Here is an 18,796-nt window from a genome sequence, read left to right on the forward strand (position 1 = left end):
AATCGTTCCTGTATACCACTATATTGGTGTATGGCGGTACAAACAATGGAACAAATCTGATGAATTTATCATTATTGTTAACGAAATGTTTATAATGCGTGTTCAAAAAGACCGGTTTTAAGTACCGAGAAGATGGGATGAAGCTAGAAATGGAGTAGCGGAGCGTAGGGAAGCTACGTGAGCAACGGACATTTCGGCTGAATGCCATATTCGATGCTGATGATGCCTAACGGCATCTGTTGTAATCAAAAGCATTTTTTTGAACAACCTCTTATAGAGATCGAGTGATCATTGAAGGTGGGAGAATAACATGCGGGAGACGGCAAAAATCGTCATTCGTACGCCAGGGCAGGAAAGTGACGGCTCGTTCGCTTATGTAAGCCAGGGTCGCTCCATTACGGTGGGACGTTATACAGGCGGCAGTGAATTGGACTTGTCTGTCTATAATCAGATGATATCGAAGCGGCATTGCCGCATTCATTATGATGTACAGCAACAGCTATGGATTGAGGATCTGGATAGCAAAAACGGAACTGAACTAAACGGGCAGCGCCTCGTTCCTTATGAGAAATATCCGTTTGGTGAAGGAGACAGCCTGACATTGGTTAACGGCCTGATCCAGCTTCGCGTTGAAGGGGATCTTGGAGAGACCAGGGAATATCGGGTGTCGGATCTGCTGGGTGAGGGCGTACGCTTGCAGGATCACCTGCAAACCGTGCAGATCGGTGAAGTGGAGATTCCGCTGTCCAAGAAGGAGTATCAGCTGTTCAAGCTGCTGTATAGTCAACTGGACCACTTTGTGACCCGAGAGCAGATTGTGGCTCAGGTATGGCCTGAGCGGAGCATGCTGGAGAGTGAAGCGGTAGGGATCGACGAGATTAACTCCTTAATCTATCGGACGAATCGCAAGTTAGGTGTACATTTTACCATTAAGTCGGTTTATAAAAAGGGTGTATATATGAAGTCTCATGTGCCGGAATAAATGAGTGATAACAAAGGGATGAGTTCATGTTCATCATTTACCTGATTCCATGGCTGATTGCCGTGGTGACATTGATAGGTGTCATATCCATCGTACTTGTCAGTTGGAAAAACGGGATTTCCCCGATGCCCACATCAGGCCGCGTCAGGCAGGTGGTCATTCAAGAGGTGAACCGGATACCCGGGTACGGGGATGTATTTGAAGCAGGTTCCGGATGGGGAACACTGGGGCTGGATATTGTAAGGCATTGCCCTGGTAAAAGGCTGACTGGAATCGAGAATTCAGTCATTCCCTTATGGTCATCCCAAATAATTGCCTATCTCAGTGTTCGCTTACGTCGAGCGAAGGGGGAAAAGCACTCTCTCAAGGGCAGGCTGCGCTTCATGCGCGGGGATATCTACACCAGTTCCTATGAACATGCGGATTGTGTGATCTGTTATCTGTTTCCGGGAGCGATGACCCGACTTCTGGACAAATTCAGTCGGGAGCTTCCGCCGGGCGCCAAGGTGATTAGTGTCTGTTTTGCGCTCCCGGGTAAGGAACCACTACGTACAATAACATGTCGAGATGCCCTGCGTACCAAGGTGTATGTCTACTCGTTCTGAGAAAAGGAGTACCTACGCTACACCATGAGCGGAGGGCTGTAATTCCCTGTAATTCTGGTTCTAGAAGAATAACGAAAAAGGCACCGAACTCACTGTGAAAAGTGAATTCGGTGCCTTTTTTGTTTCGCCTGTGCCTGAGAAGCGAGTGATACGCTACGCCTCAGGACATCATGATTATTTTGCAGAATCGGTAGTGCCTGTGCTGTCGGATGTTGTACCGGATTGCGATCTGTTTCTGCCGCCTCCGAATCCGCCTTGTCCACCGCCACCAGGACCGCCCATACCTGTATTGGCTGTAGTTACACCAGATTCATTCACCCAAGTCACATTACTGGTCGATTGGAATGCAACTACTTGTGTTCCGCCACTGTAAGTACCGTCTGTGTAGAGCCCATCCACCGCTTTACCTGTAGACGTACCACCGGAGTAGATCACGTATGAACCATCTTTTGCAAGATCCGGTGAGCTGACAACCACAGTTTGATAATCTTTTGCCGGAGCAAAGGTCAGGATGTTATTGCCTTCGCTATCTTGTACATGTACAAGTGTTCCAGCTTTTTGCGTTGCAGGGAACGTCATTACAATGGTATTTTGCGTGGACGCATCGGATGTTCCTTGCGCCATACCAGAGCTTCCGGCAGCTACGAGGTATCCACCACTGATTACAAATGTACCGTCATAATCCAATGCTCCGTTACCGTTATCCGTTGGTCCATTCACAATAACCGTACCACCAGTCATGGTAATGGAACCATTGGAATCCAGTCCGTCACCACCTGCGTTCACGGTAAGTGTACCGCCGTTAATGTGGAATTCGTTATTACTCGCTGCTCCCATTCCGCCCGGTCCACGTCCTTGCTGATTAGCAGCTGTACCTTGGGATGCCTGATCGGTAGTTGATGTTGTGCCTGTCGTTTCGGTTACAGAGATGTTCGATGTCGTTGTTGCATCGGTTGCTGTAGTAGCGCTATCTGTACTTGCCGCTGTATTCGCAGCTGTTTCCGTCTCGCCACCTGCAGCATTGACGCCATCATCGGAAGCTGTTACATCCACATCCCCATCATTCAGGGTGATGATTGCACCTTCAAGTCCTTCATAGCTCTTTGCAATCGTAATGGTTCCGCCGTTAATCGTCAGCTCCTGATCGGCATGGATGCCGTCATCACCGGATTCGATGTTGAATGTTCCGTCGTTGACTGTCACGTTATTGTTGCTGTGCAGGGAATCATCCATGGAATCAATGGTATACGTACCGCCATTCACCGTAAGATCTGTACCTGCTTTAAGTGCTTTAGCACTTGTGGACTCGGTCGCTGTTGCTGCAGTGTCCGCATCGGCATTGGTATCGGTATCTGTATTCGTAGTTGCTGTTGTATTGGCAGAGCTGGATGCTGCGCCGTTCGTAGTAGCACCTGCATTGGTCCCGCTGTTATTAGGCATCTCCGGCATATCCGCAGGAGGTTCGCCATCTGGTGGTGTGCCCATATCGGTTGGAGGTGTTCCGCCACCCCATCCACCGCCACCGCCGCCAAACGGACCTTCTTCGACTTTGGCTGGTGCATTGGCGCTACCACCGGCAGTTACAATGTTGTATGTGCCGCCATCCGTAACCAGTGCGGTTTCGGCTTGAATACCGTCATTGCCACTCTGAATATCGAAGGTACCTCCTGCGATGGCAACAAAGCCTTTGGTGGTATCCGTGTCATTGGTCGATTTGATGCCGTCACCTTCGGCTTCAATGGTAATCGTACCCGCTTGGATAGCGACCATGTCTTTACCTTTGATGCCGTCATCGGCTGCTTTGACACTGATGTTACCGCTAATGATCTTCAGATCATCCTTGCTTGTAATCCCTTCATTATAGTTACCTGTGACAGTCAATTGACCTGCACCGTTGAACGTAAGATCCGCTTTGCTGAAGATTGCAGCATCCGGCTCGTCTGTCGTAGCGTCGGCGTACACATATGTTTTACCATCGGAAACGGTATTCTTGGTTCCTTTTTCGAGCGTAATTACCGCTTTACCGGCCTTCTGAACATAGATTGCGGCACTGTCGTTATCATGGATGGTAGCTCCGTTTAATACGAGATGTACAGTCCCCTTATCAGCCACATTGACCACAATCTGGCCATCGGTTAGCTCACCGCTCAGTACATAAGTACCCGCTTCAGTGATGGTGACTGAGCCATTGGCTGCTTTGGCGCCCGAACCGGTTACCGTTGCCGTTGTGCCGTTCAGCTTAATCGCTGTGGAATCTGCCTCACTCCAGCTAATGTTGGTATCGTCCGCATCCAGAGAGACCAGATCCGCGTATTTTACAGAAGTTTGCTCGCTGACCGATACCGTTTTGGTTGTTCCTGTCGTTGATGTTGCGGCATTGGCGGTTGTGCTTGTCGTTGCTGGTGAACTGCATGCTGCGAGCAGGCTGGTAATCATGGCGATGGACCACAGTTTGCTGCCTGTTATCATGTTTTTCTTCATATAGATCGTTCCCTTCGAGTTATAAAATTAATATTCCGTTGTTGGACTCATGGTTAATGAGATATCCAGGTTGCCGTTCCGTGTACGAATCGCATCAAGGAATTCCTTTTGGCTAACACTTTCGTGAATGGTTACACTGTAGACCAGCTCATAGAGACTGCCGAGTTCGGTCGTTCTGATTTTTTTCAGATCAAAGGGTACGTTGAATGTATGGAACACTTCATTAAGTGCTTCTTCATAGCTCAAGTTCTCGGGAATGGTGACTTTCAGCGTTTTCAGCTGACTCTTCTTGCCGCCAAAGTTGAAGCGACTCAGGACAAACATCAGTACACACAGGATAATGGTGAACAGCACCGCGTATCCAAAAGCGCCTACACCGCAGGCAAGACCGGAAGCCATCGTGAACAATACATAAGCAATGTCTTTTGGATCACCAGGTGCACTGCGGAAACGAATGATGGAGAAGGCACCTGCCAAGCTGAATGCTCGAGCGATGTTGCTGCCGATGAGCAGGATGATGATGGCGACAATGACGGGCAAGACAACCATTGTTAGGGTGAAGCTTTGAGAATAGGTGGCTTGGTTGGTTTTCATGTAGGTGAGGCTGATGATCAACCCCAGAATGATGGCAAGACCAATGGTGATAACTGCGTTGTTAAACGTCAGGTTGGTATCGGTTAGGGCTGAGCTGAACAGTGAATCAAGCATATAGGACACTCTCTCTTTCTATCATCGTTTTATCTTGTTCTATGGATGGGTTGAAGTCCGTACCGGGTACAATGATGCGCTCCGTCTGGTAATTCAGGTTGGTCGTTCTCACCAGATGTCTGAACTCGTTGCCGTATTTCGAGAATCCGGTGCGGTAGAGACCATGCTCACAGAGCAGTTGCGACAGCCACAGCGGAACGGTTTTTTCGGCTTTCACTTCCATCAGCCATCGGCCGTCCTTCACAAGCGGTTCACCATAATCCCCCTGTTCCAGCTTCAGATCGTATCTGCGACTGCGGATGTTGGTGTCAAAGGTAATGCGGAGATCCCGGCTGTTCTTGTCGAAGAGTGCTTTGCGTTCATACGCCAGATACACTTTCGGTTCAAGATCGTAGAGGCGAAGGAAATATTTGATCTCCTCCACAACCTGTTTGTTCATGTAATCCGCCAGCTCCGGTGCCTGTCCTGAACGAACGAATTCGTACGCTTCATCCAGCTTCAAGGCAGTTCTGCGCTTGTTCACCAGGCCGAAGACTTTCTTTTTGATCTCCAGATACACTTTGGCATTTTCTTCAGGTATTCCATACGCCCGCAATCTCAGCTTCTCCTTGTATTTTGGCTTGGAGAGACTGGCACGGATTAGCGAATCCTGTGGGGTGTCGAAGTACAGGTTGCTGATGGAGTAATACTCATGTTTCTTGTTGTAGGCATCCAGCTCCATGTATTTCAGCAGGTCGTTGTAGAAATGTGCGTACTGCTCATCCGTCAGAAGGTACTTGCTCTCATATCGGTTGAATACTTCAATAGCCATGTGGGACTCATTCCTTTCGTTGGTGGGTTGTATGTTTTGTTGCATCGTGTATTGCTTCCATGTCTGTATCTTAGAGCCCCAACCTTGAATGAATCTTAAATGGTTTTACATTGCGTTAACATTTTTTTACCTTCCTATAATAGTACGTGTGCACAAAATGAATTAAGATTGATTCAAGGTTTAATTGATAGAATAGGTGATATCATAAAGAGTTTAATGAAGACGAATAATTCAAGCAGAGGAATGAATAGATCATGAGAATATTAATTGCGGAAGATGAGGTTCATTTGGCAGAGGCTGTATCGCAGATTTTGAAAAAAAACAACTACTCCGTGGACATGGTCCACGATGGCAGATCAGGATTGGATTATGCGCAGAGCGGCATCTACGACCTGTTACTGCTCGACATCATGATGCCGGAGATGGACGGGATTACTGTCCTGAAGAAACTCCGCAGTGAGGGCAATCATACACCGGTCATTCTGCTTACGGCCAAAGGTGAACTCTCGGACAAAGTTACAGGCCTCGATTATGGTGCCGATGATTATATCGCCAAGCCCTTCGCCACAGAGGAATTGCTGGCCAGAATTCGTGCAGCCTTAAGGCGGAAGGGCGAAGTTGTTCCGGAGGACGGACTGAAATTCGGCGACATGGAGCTGAACACAACTCAGTTGAAGCTGAGCGTTCAGGGTAAGGAGATCAAGCTGAATCTGAAGGAGAATGAACTGCTGGAGCTGTTAATTGCCCGCAAACAGGCGATTACGTCCAAAGAGCAGATTATTGAAAAGTTATGGGGATTCGATTCGGAAGTGGAATATAACAATGTGGAGGTGTACATCTCGTTTTTGCGCAAAAAATTAACCTTCCTGAACTCGGCTGTCCGCATTAACACGATTCGGGGTGTGGGCTATGTACTTGAGGTGACATCCTGATGTTCAAGAAACTTCGAAATCGATTCCTGATCGTGAATCTGGTGTCCATCTCCATTATGATGCTGGTGGCATTTGCGACGATCTATGCGATTACGTATCAGAATGTGCAACGGGAGACGAATATGGAGTTGTTCAAGGTGTCTGATTTCTACCACAGTCCATATAATTCATCGAAGATGCCGCATGGGGAAGATGGGGGGATGGGGACGGGCTCTGGTACAGGTTCAAATCCAGATTCGTCGCCCTCCGACACCATGGGTGGTGCTAATGGAGGACCGGGAGGTGACCCCAACTCACCACCGGCACGTTCCGTTTCGTTCATGATCAAGACAGATGATCAGTGGAAGATTACGGATACACATTCCCGATTTGATATGGAAGATACGTTCTACACCGAGGCGCTGCAAAAGGTTGACCAGAATAAGGTTGGTGATTCGGAGCGGCAGACAGGACAATTTGCGCTGGATGGAACGAACTGGGCCTATGTGGTTGATCCGAGCGGTGACGGACATATGATTGTATTCATTGATGTGACGGCACAACAGGGCATTCTTACGAATCTGATCTATACATTTGCTGTTGTTGGATTGATCATGTTGATTGTGATTTACTTCCTGAGCCGTTATTTTGCGAATCGCTCCATTGCACCGGTCAGGGAAGCGTTTGAGAAGCAAAAACAATTCATCGGTGATGCTTCACATGAGCTGAAGACACCTCTGGCGATTATCAATACCAATGCGGACGTGCTGCTTGCGAATCAGGAGGATACCATAGCGAACCAGGCGAAGTGGCTGCACTATATCAAGTCGGAAACCGAGCGAATGACCGGACTTACAAATGATCTGCTTTATCTGACCCAGATGGACGACTCCCGCTCCACGATGATTCATGCGAAGTTTAATATAAGTGATGCGGTAGAGAGTATTATTTTGCCGATGGAGGCCGTGATTTTCGAAAAAAATATTTCCCTCGATTACAACATTGAGCCGAATCTTACGGTTCATGGGAACAGTGAGCAGATCAAACAGGTCATTCTGATCCTGCTTGATAATGCGGTGAAGTATTCCGGTCCCAAAGGGTCCGTGAACGTGACGCTCCAGAAACAGAATAATGATGTCATGCTGGCTGTATCCAATACAGGTGAAGGCATTGCACCGGAGCATCTGGATCGGATCTTCGATCGATTCTATCGTACGGATTCGTCAAGAGCCCGCACACATGGTGGACATGGTCTGGGTCTCGCGATTGCTCGTTCCATTGTGGATCAGCACAAAGGAGAGCTATACGCCCGAAGTGTCGTCGGAGAGGGTGCCACATTTTACGTGCGGTTGTCGTAGGGTCGAGTGATGTGCTGGCGTATGAAAAAATACTACCTACGTTTCCGGCTCCGCACTATCCTTCGCTTTCGCTCTATAATCGTTCATCAGGCATAAGATCTGCCTGTAATGGGTTAACCTATGCTACAATGGCAACAGTATGTATGAATCAAGGAGATGAATGGAACGTGGCAGAAGCAAACGCAATTAATGAACAAGAAATGATGCAATACATTGCAGATAAAACGAAGGCAAGCCAGGCGAACATCGCTCTTGTGTTGAAGCATGAGCAAGCGTACATCAACAAAGCACACGAAAATGCCAAAGGTAACGATGTGGATATTGACGGCGATGATCTGGCGGACTATATCCTTAGTCGCAAAGATGTGAAGCTGGATGAGTTGACGGTGGAAAGCATTTTGGATGCTGAGATGGACTACTTGATGGATAAGGGTCACGCGGGTTACATCGATTAAGTTAAGCGTAAATGAGCTTAGACTATCGGCGGCATGAGGTGCTTGATTATCGGTGTGAGACGGTTGTTCAGCCCAGCGACCAAGCCTTTCTTTGATCCCGGCAAAGTTTAATGAACCTGACACACCTTATTCGGGTATTTCTCGTTCGTTTGAGAATGATCTGAGATTCGTTAATTCGGGAAATAAGCACTTTTAGCCGAAATAAGGTGCACTAGGTTCGTTAAAGTAAGGCACGTGTTGTACTGTAAAAAAAGACCTCAACTCCACATTGCTGTGGTGTTGAGGCCTTTTTTAGATTGTAGCGATCAGGCATCCCTTTGAAATTTGGGAATACCTGTAGTATAAGTCCTACAGTGACAGCTTCTTATTGACCCATCATACCGCCATCTACGGTGTAGAGGGAAGCTGTTACATAGGATGCTTCTTCGGACAACAGGAAGTTCATCACCGCAGCAACTTCTTCCGGTTCACCGTAACGGCCCATTGGAATGGCAGATACCGTAGCAGATTGATAATCTTCCACGTTGCCGGAGTTAGCTTCGATCTGACGCATCATACGGGTATTGATTGTGCCTGGCAATACAGCGTTAACCCGGATATTATAAGGTGCCAGTTCATTCGCAGCGGTACGCGTGAGGCCAACTACGGCATGTTTGGACATAATATATGGAGAAACTGCAGGTGCACCCATCAGACCCGCGAGGGAAGAGGTATTGAGAATCGCACCGGATTTTTGTTTTTTCATCACTGGAATGACGTTTTGCAGACCCAGGAATACCCCGCGAATGTTGACGTTATATACGGCGTCGAGTGCTTCAACACTCAGGTCTTCGATCAATCCGGTTGGACCTTCAATCCCGGCATTATTGGCAAAATAATCGATTCGGCCAAAAGCATCCAAAGCTTTTTGCACATAGTTTTTCACGTCTGCTTCCTGAGATACGTTTGCTTTCACAGCAATGACATGCTCTTTGTCGAGGTTCAGATCGGTGATGGTTTGCTGGATGGCTTCTTCATTCAGGTCGACCAGTACCAGATTGATTTTGCGCTCTGCGAGGCGGCGTGCCAATTCTTTACCAATGCCTCCGGCTGCACCTGTAATAACGGCTGTATGTGTATACGATGTACTCATGATATATTCGCTCCTTATTCATTATTGGCAGGTATTTCTTAAAAAATGTTTCAACCTGCCGTCTATCTTTCCTGTCTCAATGTTAAGATATACATAGCCATGTGACAATAATCATTGACAGCGCATATGTCAGCTATTGGACAGTGATGTAAGCGGTGTTCATTTAGTTTACAATAATGAACAAAGGAGGCGATAATGTTGATCACCCAACATCCTCAGGACCGGAGAGCACGAAGAACGCAGGATGCCATCATCGCTGCGGCGGTTTCTTTGATATTGGAGAAGGGCGCAGACGCTCTAACCATTCGGGATATTACGGAGCGGGCGGATTACAACCGCGGAACCTTCTATTTACATTTTCCCGGCAAACCGGAGTTGTTGCAGTTCATTCTGGATGATTTCATGCAGGGGGTAGGACAGGCTTATGCAGCACCATACGCACAGCTCAAAGAAGTGGATATGACTGCATTGCTGCCATCCACGATGCCGGTATTTGAATATATTGAAGCCCATCAGGATATTTTCCGTGCATTAATGACGATGCATTCGGATATGGGTTCCCGGCTGTGCAATATGTTTAGAACGTATTTAACCGAAGATTTTGTGTTGGTGACCGAAGATAGCGAGCAGACCATTAATTACGACATCATGTTAAGTTATCTGATATCTGCTACGGTAGGCGTGATTATGCATTGGGCGGAGGTTGGGTTCAAGTATTCTGCGCATTATATGGGGGAACAGCTTACGGCACTGATTAACATCAAACCGACCCGTCTGCTGATTGAACCAGGACAGAAGGGTCGGACGATACACGAGCGTATGCTGTTGGATTAGAGAATCAGATTATCCGGTCATGGAGGCGTTCGCGGTCTGTTGCATCTGAAGCAACTGTTCGCGGACCAGGACGGACTCTCCGATCATGATTAATGCCGGATTATTCACTTGATGTGAGAGGGCGAGGGAATGGAGTTCGGCAAGTGTGCCAGTAATAATCCGTTCCTCCGAAGTGGTTCCCCGTTCGATCAAAGCCGCAGGGGTGTGTCCACTTTTGCCATGGTGAAGCAATTCATGTTGAATCTGGGGGAGTTGGCTAATGCCCATGTAGATGACCAGTGTATCCACGCTATGGGCGAGTAGGTCCCAGCGAACCGATGATACCTTTCCATCACTGCCGGTTCCCGTGACACATGCGAACGATGAAGCAATCCCGCGATGAGTTAACGGCATAAGGGAGGAAGCAGATGTACCTACAGCTGAAGTGATGCCGGGAATGATCTCAAATGCAATCCCTGCTTCCGCCAGCACAAGCGCTTCTTCACCACCACGGCCAAAGATAAACGGATCGCCACCCTTGAGTCGTACGACTTGTTTGCCTTCCGCTGCATGTGCAGCCAGCATCCGTCCAATCATCTCCTGACTCATGGAGTGCAGGCCTGGCGCCTTGCCGCAGTAGATGCGGAGTGCTCCTTCACGAGCCTCAGCGAGCAATTGATCATTCACAAGCCGATCATACATAATGACATCTGCGGACTGAATGCGTTTCAGGGCTTTGACCGTAATCAGATCCGGATCTCCAGGACCAGCACCAACAATACTAACCAGGCCCCGGCTCATGATCGTGTCCCCCATTTCGGTGCAACATCGGAACTGGCCAATCCTGAACGACCACCCGGAATGGTTGCCAGTTTGGATGAGCGTTTTACCGGATTTCCCCATTGATGTGCGGCATATAGACCAAGGCCTGTAAATACAGCTCCGCCAATGAGGTTACCCACCAACACCGGGATCTGATTCCACAGCCACCAGTCTGCGACACTGACCTGTGCACCAAGCATCATGCCTGCCGGAATGACAAACATGTTCACCACAGCGTGTTCAAAACCTTGGGCGAAAAATATCGTAATAGGCAGCCACATCGCTATGATTTTACCCAGGGTAGACGTGGATGTCATCGCCATCACGGCCCCCAGTGTGACCATCCAGTTACACAGAATGGCCTTGATGATCACGAGTATAATGCCTGCTCCGCCCAAATGCTGATATCCCAATGTTTTGGCTTCACTGGTCTGGATCAGCGTTTGAATCAGAGGGTTGCTCATATCCGTACCCATCTTGGTAATGGTCATGCCGTATAACAGAGCATAGAATGCACATCCGAGCAGATGACCGGTGATCACCCAGAAATAATTTCGGAGCATATCCATCCATGTAATTCTGCGTTTCATCAGTGCGAGTGGGAGCATCGCAAAGTTTCCTGTCACCAATTCAAGGCCCAGCAGAACAATAATAACGAATCCCGCGGGGAATATCAGTGCACCTGCCAAACCAACGGAAGTTTGAGTTACAGCGGTATAGGCCATTGTGGTTGCAAAAGCAAGGATAGCTCCTGCCAGAAAACCACGAATCAGCATCTGTACCCGATTCATTCTGGCTTTGCTCTCGCCAGCTTCGACCATCGATTGCAGCACTTCTGCCGGTTTAACAAAATCCATCGCGCACGCCTCCTTGATGTCAGGGTATCTCTAGCCTTTAACCCGCAATTGTGATGTAGATTTCTCCGCTGTTGCCGTCCACTTCTGTTTTGTAAGTATTCAAGCAACCCTCATCCGGCTCGTGTACCTTACCGTTACGCAGATCAATCTTCCAATCATGCAAAGGACAATGAACCGTTGTTCCGCATACCATGCCTTCCGACAGCTTGCCGCCCTTGTGAGGGCAGCGATTCTCGACGGCGTGCAGACTGCCGTCGCTCAGTTTGAAAACTGCAATTTCGGTATCCTGTACCAGGAAGGTCCGTGCTCCCTTTTCATCAATATCTGCAAGGTGTCCAATCCGGAATTTGTTCATCGCTGTTCCTCCTCTTCTAGTGGGTTACCGGCTCGGCACCGGACAGTGGGGTGAAGTTTTTACGCAATTTCTCGTCTTGAATGATTTCTTTCCAAGGATCGACCGTGTGACCCAGGGTAACTTCCAGACGTTCGACCAGAGCGAGACGTGCATCCCGATCCGCCAATGCCTCCTTCACATGATCCAGTCCTACCCGTTCAATCCATGCCGCTGTTCTCTCATTCCATTTTGCGTTCTCTCTATAATATTGCAGGTAGGAGTATGTCCACTCTTCCACTTCCGCATCGGTCTTCACTGTACAGAGCAACTCGGCTGTACGAACCTTAACTCCGGCGTTACCGCCAACATGAATCTCCCATGCACCGTCAATGGCGACAACACCCAGATCCTTGATGGTTGCTTCCGCGCAGTTCCGCGGACATCCTGAGACAGCGAGTTTCACTTTGGCGGGTGCCACCATTTTGTCGAGTTTTTTCTCAAGTCGAATGCCCATCTCAATGGAATCTTGTGTACCGAATCGGCAGAATGTGTTGCCTACACAAGTTTTCACCGTACGCAGCGCCTTACCGTATCCGAAGCCTGACGGCATATCGAGCTCTTCCCAGATTTTCGGCAGGTTCTCCTTTTGTACACCGAGCAGATCCAGTCGTTGTCCGCCTGTGAATTTCACCATCGGAACATCGTATTTTGCAGCGACTGTTGCAATCTTGATCAATTCAGCTGGAGAAGTCACTCCGCCATAGATCCGTGGAATAACGGAATACGTACCATCCTTCTGGATGTTCGCGTGGTAACGTTCATTGGTGAATTTGGATACACGCTCATCTGTATATTCAGCCGGCCAGATCATACCGAGATAATAGTTCAGGGAAGGACGGCACTTGGAGCAACCTTCTGGCTCATTCCAGCCAAGTACATTCATGACTTCCTTGACGGTTTTCAGTCCCATTTCCTTGATCTGTGCAACAATCTCATCCCGATCATAGGATGTGCATCCACAGATGCCTTCTTTGGTCTGTTCGCCTACATTATCACCGGCATAATACGTGAGCAGGTTCTCGATAATGGGTTTGCATCCACCGCAAGAAGCGGAGGCTTTGGTGCAGGATTTGATTGCACCCAGGGTGTTACAGCCTTTATTCAGAACAGCGTCTCCGATGGAAGATTTGGTAACCCCGTTACAACCACAGACGATCTCGTCATCCGGCATACTCGCCATACGTTCTGCGACAGATGGTCCAGAGCCTGAACCTCCCGAAGGTACGCCAAGCAAAATCTCCTTTTCCCGACCGCTGATGTTCTCACCACTCTTAATGAGGGAAAACAGCGATGCGCCATCTGTGGTATCTCCGAACAATACTGCTCCAATCAACTGTCCGTCTTTAATCACCATCTTTTTGTACACACCATCGACATCATCCTGAATACGAATGCTGCGAGTGTCAGCAGCGTCTTTGAATTGTCCGGCAGAGAATACGTCTACACCGGACACTTTCAGCTTGGTAGACGTGACCGAACCTTTGTATCCTTCCGTTGCCGCGCCAGCCAGACGTTTTGCGAGCACCATCCCTTGTTCATATAATGGAGCAACCAGTCCGTAGGCAATACCGCGGTGTTCTGCACATTCGCCGACGGCAGAGATACCAGGAATGCTGGTATGCATATAATCATCTACAATGACACCACGATTGACATCGAGGCCGGTATTCCGAGCCAGTTCAATCTGAGGACGAATCCCGACTGCCATGACAACCAGGTCAGCTTCAAGTACCGTTTGATCGGTGAAACGAATGGCTTTCACTCGATGTTTGCCTGTGATTTCTTCGGTATGTTTATTCAAAAGGAACTTCATACCCTGCTCTTCAAGCTCACGTTGGAGCATCAGGCCTGCCGGCAAATCCAGGTTCCGGTCCATCAGATGACCGTTAATATGAATGACCGTGACGTCCATGCCCAGATTGAGCAGCCCCCGCGCTGCTTCCAGCCCAAGCAATCCGCCTCCAATGACGGCCGCTTTGCGATATTTTTGTGATGCTGCCATCATGGTTTCACAATCTTTGATATCACGGAAACCAATAACGCCTTCTTTGTTAGCGCCGGGAAGTGGGAGGATGAATGCCTGTGAACCGGTTGCCATAATCAGCTCATCATAGGCTGCGCGTACGCCATTTTGAGATACAACTTCCTTGCGCTTGGTATCGATCTGAACGACCGGGTCACCCGGGTATACCTGAATGCCGTTATCTACGTACCAGCTCCACTCATTGATTACGATATCTTCGATGGATGTTCCGCCAGCAAGTACAGAAGATAACATGATCCGGTTGTAGTTGGGATGTGGCTCTGCACCAAAGACTGTAATTTCATAAGCGTGCGGAGCAAGTTTAAGGATATGTTCGATTGTGCGGATTCCCGCCATGCCATTGCCGACCAGCACCAGTTTTTTCGTTGTACTCATTATGGTTAGCCCCCTTAGGTCCATTCTGCAAACTGCCTCGAAACCTTGTCTCTAAAATCGAAAAAGCCTGTTATGCCTCGGAGGACTGCGCATATACATACGCATCCCTTGCTCCGAGATTGCAAAACAGGCTTCATTGCCGTTTCAACCAGCTACGCCGTTGTAACTGTGATCGATTCAAATATGGAGTTGTTATGGCTTAACTATAAAAGATCGATCTAATCATGTCAAGATAGTTAACATAAAAAAGTATTTGAAATTTAAAGTTAATTATGTTTACATGAGTTTATTGGAACACGAATGATCGAAGAGGTTTTAAGGGTATATATTCATGAAAATGAATGTTTTTGTGGCAAATAGTGTGCCAGTAACTACAGAAAGTATAGAAAACGTGTCATGATTAGTGTTTCTTTCTTTTGGGCTACTAGGACGATCCGTCATGATTGTTATATGTATTACTTCGAAATCAGTTATAAAATCAGATGGATCTGTGTTTTTTGTCAGGTAATATGACATATATAGCGCTTTCATGTGTTAATGTCTTAAATAATGCGATTCTAATTATACGTAATTAGGGAGGGATTGCTCCATCATGCGATCTTTATTGGTCATCCGTGTTCAACCAACGATAGCCGCCTCATCCGATGCAATCCCTCTGACACCGGAGAGGCTGCTGGGAGCAAACGGGTACCATGTACAGGTGGCGGGCAGTGAAACGGAAGCGTTGAAGCTGGCGCGTGCGGCGGAAGCATCCATCTTGCATCTGTCGCTGGCTGATGTGGAATACTGGGTGAGCTGCCTGGGAAAGGGGAAGTCGGATTCCCCGCTCCTCTGGTGGTGCGCGCCAGATACGGCCTCTTCCTCCGCAGAATCCTGCGAGGTCGAAACTTCATTTGATGGAATACTTACACCATCCATGACCGGGCCTGAGATCCACTGGACGCTTCACTTTGCAGCCCGGCGTTACATGGAACGCAAACAGTGGGAGCAGGAACGGAAGCAGTTGCAATCCAGGCTGGAGGATCGGAAGTGGATTGATATGGCGAAGGCTATCCTTAGTGATCTGAAGCAGATCTCCGAGGCCGAAGCTTATGACCTGTTACGTAAGAAAGCAATGGATGAACGCAAACGGATGGTTGATGTAGCCACAGCAATTGTAAAAGCACATCAACTGCTCCAGTCTTAAATGGAAGGAGGATTCTCCATGGATATGTCTCAGATACTCCGAGAAGTCGGACGTGGGAAACGAGGCTCGCGTGATCTGAATTATACAGAGGCACTGACCGTTGCGGAGAAAATCCTGAAACAGGAGGTTTCCCCTGCCCAGACGGCTGCGTTTCTAATGGCTGAACGAATGAAAATGGAAAACGTCGAGGAACTGGAAGCCTTTGTTCATGCATGCCGTAACAGTGCGGAACGTTTCTCCGTATTTCAGGACGGATTGGACTGTGCGGGTCCCTATGACGGGCGGACGAAATCGTTCATGGCCACGTTTCCGGTTGCGTTTGTTCTCGCGGCGGCCGGGTTGCCGGTGACATTGCACGGGAGTGATCCTTTACCGCCCAAGTGGGGCGTTACGCTGTCGGTACTGTTGAAGGAAGCCGGAATAGATACGGGTAAGATGGATCGGGAAGATGCCCGAGGTGCTGCGCTCCGTTCAGGTGTCATGTACGTATCCGCCGAGGAGTGGTGTGAGCCTCTTCGCAAGCTTCGTCCGTTACGGGAAGAGCTGGGATTCCGCACGGTGTTTAACACGGCAGAGAAACTCATTGATTACAACCATTCACCGTATCTGGTGTTTGGTGTGTTTCATAATACCTTTCTGGATCGGATTGCGAAGCTGCTCACCCGGTTTAACTATCGCCGGGCTTATGTGGTACAGGGGATGGAAGGTTCTGAGGATCTGTATATTGATCGGCCAACTCGCGTATACGCCGTGGAAGACGGTGATATGAAGCTGGAATTGGTGGATCCTGCTGCCTATGAACTGGATATGCCGGTTCCGGAACTGGTCTGGACGGCTGCGAAGCAGCTTGAAGTGGCGGAAAGTGTATTAAGTGGTGACGGTCATATCGCTTTTGTGAATCAGGTCCTGTTAAATGGAGGATTCCGCTTGTACGCCGGGGGGCGTGTTAATTCCATCGAAGAGGGCATATACACTTGCCAGGGGTTGTTGGAGAGTGGTGCAGCGTATCGTATCTATCAACAGTGGTGTGTCTCCATGGGCGGCGAACTGCCGGATAATAGAGCGATGTCCATCTATCCGGCATCGTCCAGATAAGCCTTGGTTCAAGCTTGTGATTGTTTAGTGTGTTCTTACTCCCAAGGATAAGTAACGGTCAGGAAGTCGGCGAATTTTTTGCTCTCTTCCCGCCGCCTTTTCCGCATGGCCGCCCGATCCGGAGCGGTCTCGTATAGTTTCTTCTCTTCTTCTGTCTCTGGGATGATCCGAGGTACAATCAGTTTCCGATTATTTTCGTCCAAGGCCACAAAGGTCAGAAATGCAGTCGCCGCAATTTTTTTCTCTCCGGTCTTCAGATCCTCACGAATCACCTTCACAAAAATCTCCATGGAACTGCGTCCGGTCCAGGACGCGAACGATTCCAGCGTAACGGAATCCGTTGGGTTAATCGGGTACAGGAAATCGACCGAGTCGGTTGATGCGGTTACGGTATTGACCCGGCATAACTTGGAAGCGGCGATGGATGCAATATCATCGATGTAGGACATCAGCTTGCCGCCGAACAGTGTATTATGATTGTTGACATCGGTTGGGAACACCCGTGCCGTCTTAAAACAACGTGTTTCGCGTACATACTTTTTCTCCACCTGATCCATCTCCGTTGGTTTCGGTATCTCTCTCATGCTTTTTCCTCCTTACAGTATGGCTGCTGTGACATTTCATATGTTGCAGGGTCTATTTATGATCTATTTCCCTAGTATAGGTGTCGGTCAGAACCATATTCAAATGAAGTTGGACTGCAAAAAAACCGCCAGGCGCGGACCGGCGCGCGGGCGGTTTACTGTGGTATATTAAGCCTTGGGTTTGAAAATGCCGGACGGTTTGCCAATCGGCAAGAACGCATAGCCGAAGTGAGCATTCAGCACCGAAGCACCTGTACCATACAGGGACACAATTCCGATCGCCATTTCAGCGTATGCTGCAATGGTGTGGAAAATGTGAGGAGCTACGCCGAAAGCGTCAAAAGTCAAGCCAAGGAACAGGAAGTCGATCAGAATGAAGATGATAAGCAATACTTTATTGGCTTCGATCGCACCGATTGTCATGAACAGGGTAAATACAAGGTATCCGGCAAAAGCAAATCCGAGCTGCTTGCCATCGGCCTGTTCGGCAAGCGTGGAGCCAAATACGCCCATTTTGATCATCCAGTTGGCCGCCATGGCAAACCAGAAGAATGCATATGCGCCAAAAGCTGTTGTGCCAAAGGTATTGTTGCGTTTGGAATCTTGAATGCATGCGAATAACTGGGCAAAGGCACCCAGGAAGATCGCCCAAGGAATAGCGTAGCTAAGTCCGTCCGTAATGCCAAGCTTTTGGGAAGAAGCGACCAGGGTTACGATAGCCAACCCAAATAATCCCATTGCGCTGGGATCGGCGTTAACAATTTTGACTTTAGTCTGTGAATCGGTCTGCATGGTGATGATAAGCCTCCAATAATATCAAATCAGGATCCATGGCCGTCGTTGGCCGTCCTCTTAATTACATCATTTGTATCCGCCAGGTCCGGACACACACATCGCCCTATTGTACCTGAATGCCCCCATTATGGAAAGGGATTTTATTACCTTTTGAACTAATAGACTTTTGGTTTTTTCAATATACACATTTACGACACAATCCATTCTGGCCGTGAATGATGAGGCCAGACGTTCGATTCAAACCCTCGTTATTGGCGTTAAATTGCGTCATATCAGCCATTTTCGGATAACCTCTTGTGTGATAAAATAATCTTTATCAAAAAATGGAGAAGAATACAAAACATCCTTGTCTCCTATGCCATATGTTAATCCAACTATAGATTGACAG

Annotated in this window: 18 protein-coding genes; 8 read left to right on the forward strand and 10 right to left on the reverse strand. The window is 48.4% G+C overall.

Going from position 1 to position 18,796, the window contains the following annotated elements; translation table 11 throughout:
* The first annotated feature begins 310 nt into the window (after positions 1 to 310).
* A complete protein-coding gene (locus ACE3K2_RS25350) occupies positions 311 to 982 on the forward strand; it encodes an FHA domain-containing protein (RefSeq protein WP_421896565.1) in 672 nt (223 codons plus the stop codon).
* A gap of 26 nt (positions 983 to 1,008) precedes the next feature.
* Complete coding sequence (locus tag ACE3K2_RS25355) at positions 1,009 to 1,587, forward strand: class I SAM-dependent methyltransferase (RefSeq protein WP_421896568.1); 579 nt, start codon at positions 1,009 to 1,011, stop codon at positions 1,585 to 1,587.
* A gap of 174 nt (positions 1,588 to 1,761) precedes the next feature.
* Here ACE3K2_RS25355 and ACE3K2_RS25360 read toward each other — a convergent pair whose 3' ends face one another.
* From ACE3K2_RS25360 to ACE3K2_RS25370, 3 genes are read right to left on the reverse strand one after another with little or no spacing between them, the layout of a single operon-like run.
* The gene (locus tag ACE3K2_RS25360; protein WP_421896571.1) at positions 1,762 to 4,068 is read right to left on the reverse strand and encodes a carbohydrate-binding domain-containing protein; all 2,307 of its coding nucleotides are present in this window, start codon (positions 4,066 to 4,068) and stop codon (positions 1,762 to 1,764) included.
* A gap of 27 nt (positions 4,069 to 4,095) precedes the next feature.
* Positions 4,096 to 4,776, reverse strand: coding sequence for a DUF4956 domain-containing protein (locus ACE3K2_RS25365; RefSeq protein ID WP_091012463.1), 681 nt, complete (start codon positions 4,774 to 4,776; stop codon positions 4,096 to 4,098).
* Entirely contained in the window at positions 4,769 to 5,587 is an 819-nt protein-coding gene (locus ACE3K2_RS25370; protein ID WP_421896574.1) for a polyphosphate polymerase domain-containing protein, read from the reverse strand. The genes ACE3K2_RS25365 and ACE3K2_RS25370 overlap by 8 nt, the downstream gene beginning before the upstream one ends.
* Positions 5,588 to 5,841: 254 nt before the next feature.
* On the opposite strand from ACE3K2_RS25370, the gene ACE3K2_RS25375 reads away from it, so the two are divergent.
* The 3 genes from ACE3K2_RS25375 (at position 5,842) to ACE3K2_RS25385 (ending at position 8,311) form a co-directional block, all read left to right on the forward strand.
* A complete protein-coding gene (locus ACE3K2_RS25375; RefSeq protein ID WP_150365220.1) occupies positions 5,842 to 6,519 on the forward strand; it encodes a response regulator transcription factor in 678 nt (225 codons plus the stop codon).
* Positions 6,519 to 7,856, forward strand: a complete 1,338-nt coding sequence (locus ACE3K2_RS25380; RefSeq protein WP_421896578.1) for a sensor histidine kinase — start codon at positions 6,519 to 6,521, stop codon at positions 7,854 to 7,856. Before ACE3K2_RS25375 ends, ACE3K2_RS25380 begins: the two co-directional genes overlap by 1 nt.
* A 143-nt stretch (positions 7,857 to 7,999) precedes the next feature.
* Positions 8,000 to 8,311: a hypothetical protein gene (locus tag ACE3K2_RS25385; RefSeq protein WP_421896581.1), complete on the forward strand. Its 312-nt coding sequence runs from the start codon at positions 8,000 to 8,002 to the stop codon at positions 8,309 to 8,311.
* 364 nt (positions 8,312 to 8,675) lie between these two features.
* Here the strand turns inward: ACE3K2_RS25385 and ACE3K2_RS25390 are convergent, their stop codons facing one another.
* Positions 8,676 to 9,443 carry an SDR family NAD(P)-dependent oxidoreductase gene (locus ACE3K2_RS25390; protein ID WP_421896585.1) on the reverse strand — a complete coding sequence of 256 codons (768 nt, stop codon included), beginning with the start codon at positions 9,441 to 9,443 and terminating at the stop codon, positions 8,676 to 8,678.
* A 195-nt stretch (positions 9,444 to 9,638) separates the two neighbouring features.
* Here ACE3K2_RS25390 and ACE3K2_RS25395 point away from each other — a divergent pair, with 195 nt between their 5' ends.
* A complete protein-coding gene (locus tag ACE3K2_RS25395) occupies positions 9,639 to 10,277 on the forward strand; it encodes a TetR/AcrR family transcriptional regulator (protein WP_421896588.1) in 639 nt (212 codons plus the stop codon).
* Between the two features lie 9 nt (positions 10,278 to 10,286).
* On the opposite strand, the gene cobA is transcribed toward ACE3K2_RS25395, so the two are convergent.
* The 4 genes from cobA to nirB are packed head-to-tail and all read right to left on the reverse strand — an operon-like array spanning position 10,287 to position 14,748.
* Complete coding sequence (gene cobA, locus ACE3K2_RS25400; RefSeq protein WP_421896591.1) at positions 10,287 to 11,057, reverse strand: uroporphyrinogen-III C-methyltransferase; 771 nt, start codon at positions 11,055 to 11,057, stop codon at positions 10,287 to 10,289.
* A complete protein-coding gene (locus ACE3K2_RS25405; RefSeq protein WP_421896594.1) occupies positions 11,054 to 11,935 on the reverse strand; it encodes a formate/nitrite transporter family protein in 882 nt (293 codons plus the stop codon). Before ACE3K2_RS25405 ends, cobA begins: the two co-directional genes overlap by 4 nt.
* Positions 11,936 to 11,972: 37 nt before the next feature.
* Positions 11,973 to 12,290, reverse strand: a complete 318-nt coding sequence (gene nirD, locus ACE3K2_RS25410) for a nitrite reductase small subunit NirD (protein ID WP_421896597.1) — start codon at positions 12,288 to 12,290, stop codon at positions 11,973 to 11,975.
* Positions 12,291 to 12,306: 16 nt separating this feature from the next.
* Positions 12,307 to 14,748: a nitrite reductase large subunit NirB gene (nirB, locus tag ACE3K2_RS25415; protein ID WP_421896599.1), complete on the reverse strand. Its 2,442-nt coding sequence runs from the start codon at positions 14,746 to 14,748 to the stop codon at positions 12,307 to 12,309.
* 592 nt (positions 14,749 to 15,340) lie between these two features.
* On the opposite strand from nirB, the gene ACE3K2_RS25420 reads away from it, so the two are divergent.
* Entirely contained in the window at positions 15,341 to 15,934 is a 594-nt protein-coding gene (locus tag ACE3K2_RS25420; RefSeq protein WP_421896602.1) for an ANTAR domain-containing response regulator, read from the forward strand.
* An 18-nt stretch (positions 15,935 to 15,952) separates the two neighbouring features.
* Complete coding sequence (locus ACE3K2_RS25425) at positions 15,953 to 17,029, forward strand: anthranilate phosphoribosyltransferase (protein WP_421896605.1); 1,077 nt, start codon at positions 15,953 to 15,955, stop codon at positions 17,027 to 17,029.
* A gap of 35 nt (positions 17,030 to 17,064) precedes the next feature.
* On the opposite strand, the gene ACE3K2_RS25430 is transcribed toward ACE3K2_RS25425, so the two are convergent.
* Together ACE3K2_RS25430 and ACE3K2_RS25435 are read right to left on the reverse strand one after the other, a co-directional pair.
* Positions 17,065 to 17,577: an acyl-CoA thioesterase gene (locus tag ACE3K2_RS25430; RefSeq protein WP_124116913.1), complete on the reverse strand. Its 513-nt coding sequence runs from the start codon at positions 17,575 to 17,577 to the stop codon at positions 17,065 to 17,067.
* 204 nt (positions 17,578 to 17,781) lie between these two features.
* The gene (locus tag ACE3K2_RS25435) at positions 17,782 to 18,405 is read right to left on the reverse strand and encodes an acetate uptake transporter (RefSeq protein WP_091012490.1); all 624 of its coding nucleotides are present in this window, start codon (positions 18,403 to 18,405) and stop codon (positions 17,782 to 17,784) included.
* Positions 18,406 to 18,796 lie beyond the last annotated feature (391 nt).

This window comes from Paenibacillus sp. (assembly GCF_048976745.1).
Taxonomy (GTDB): domain Bacteria; phylum Bacillota; class Bacilli; order Paenibacillales; family Paenibacillaceae; genus Paenibacillus.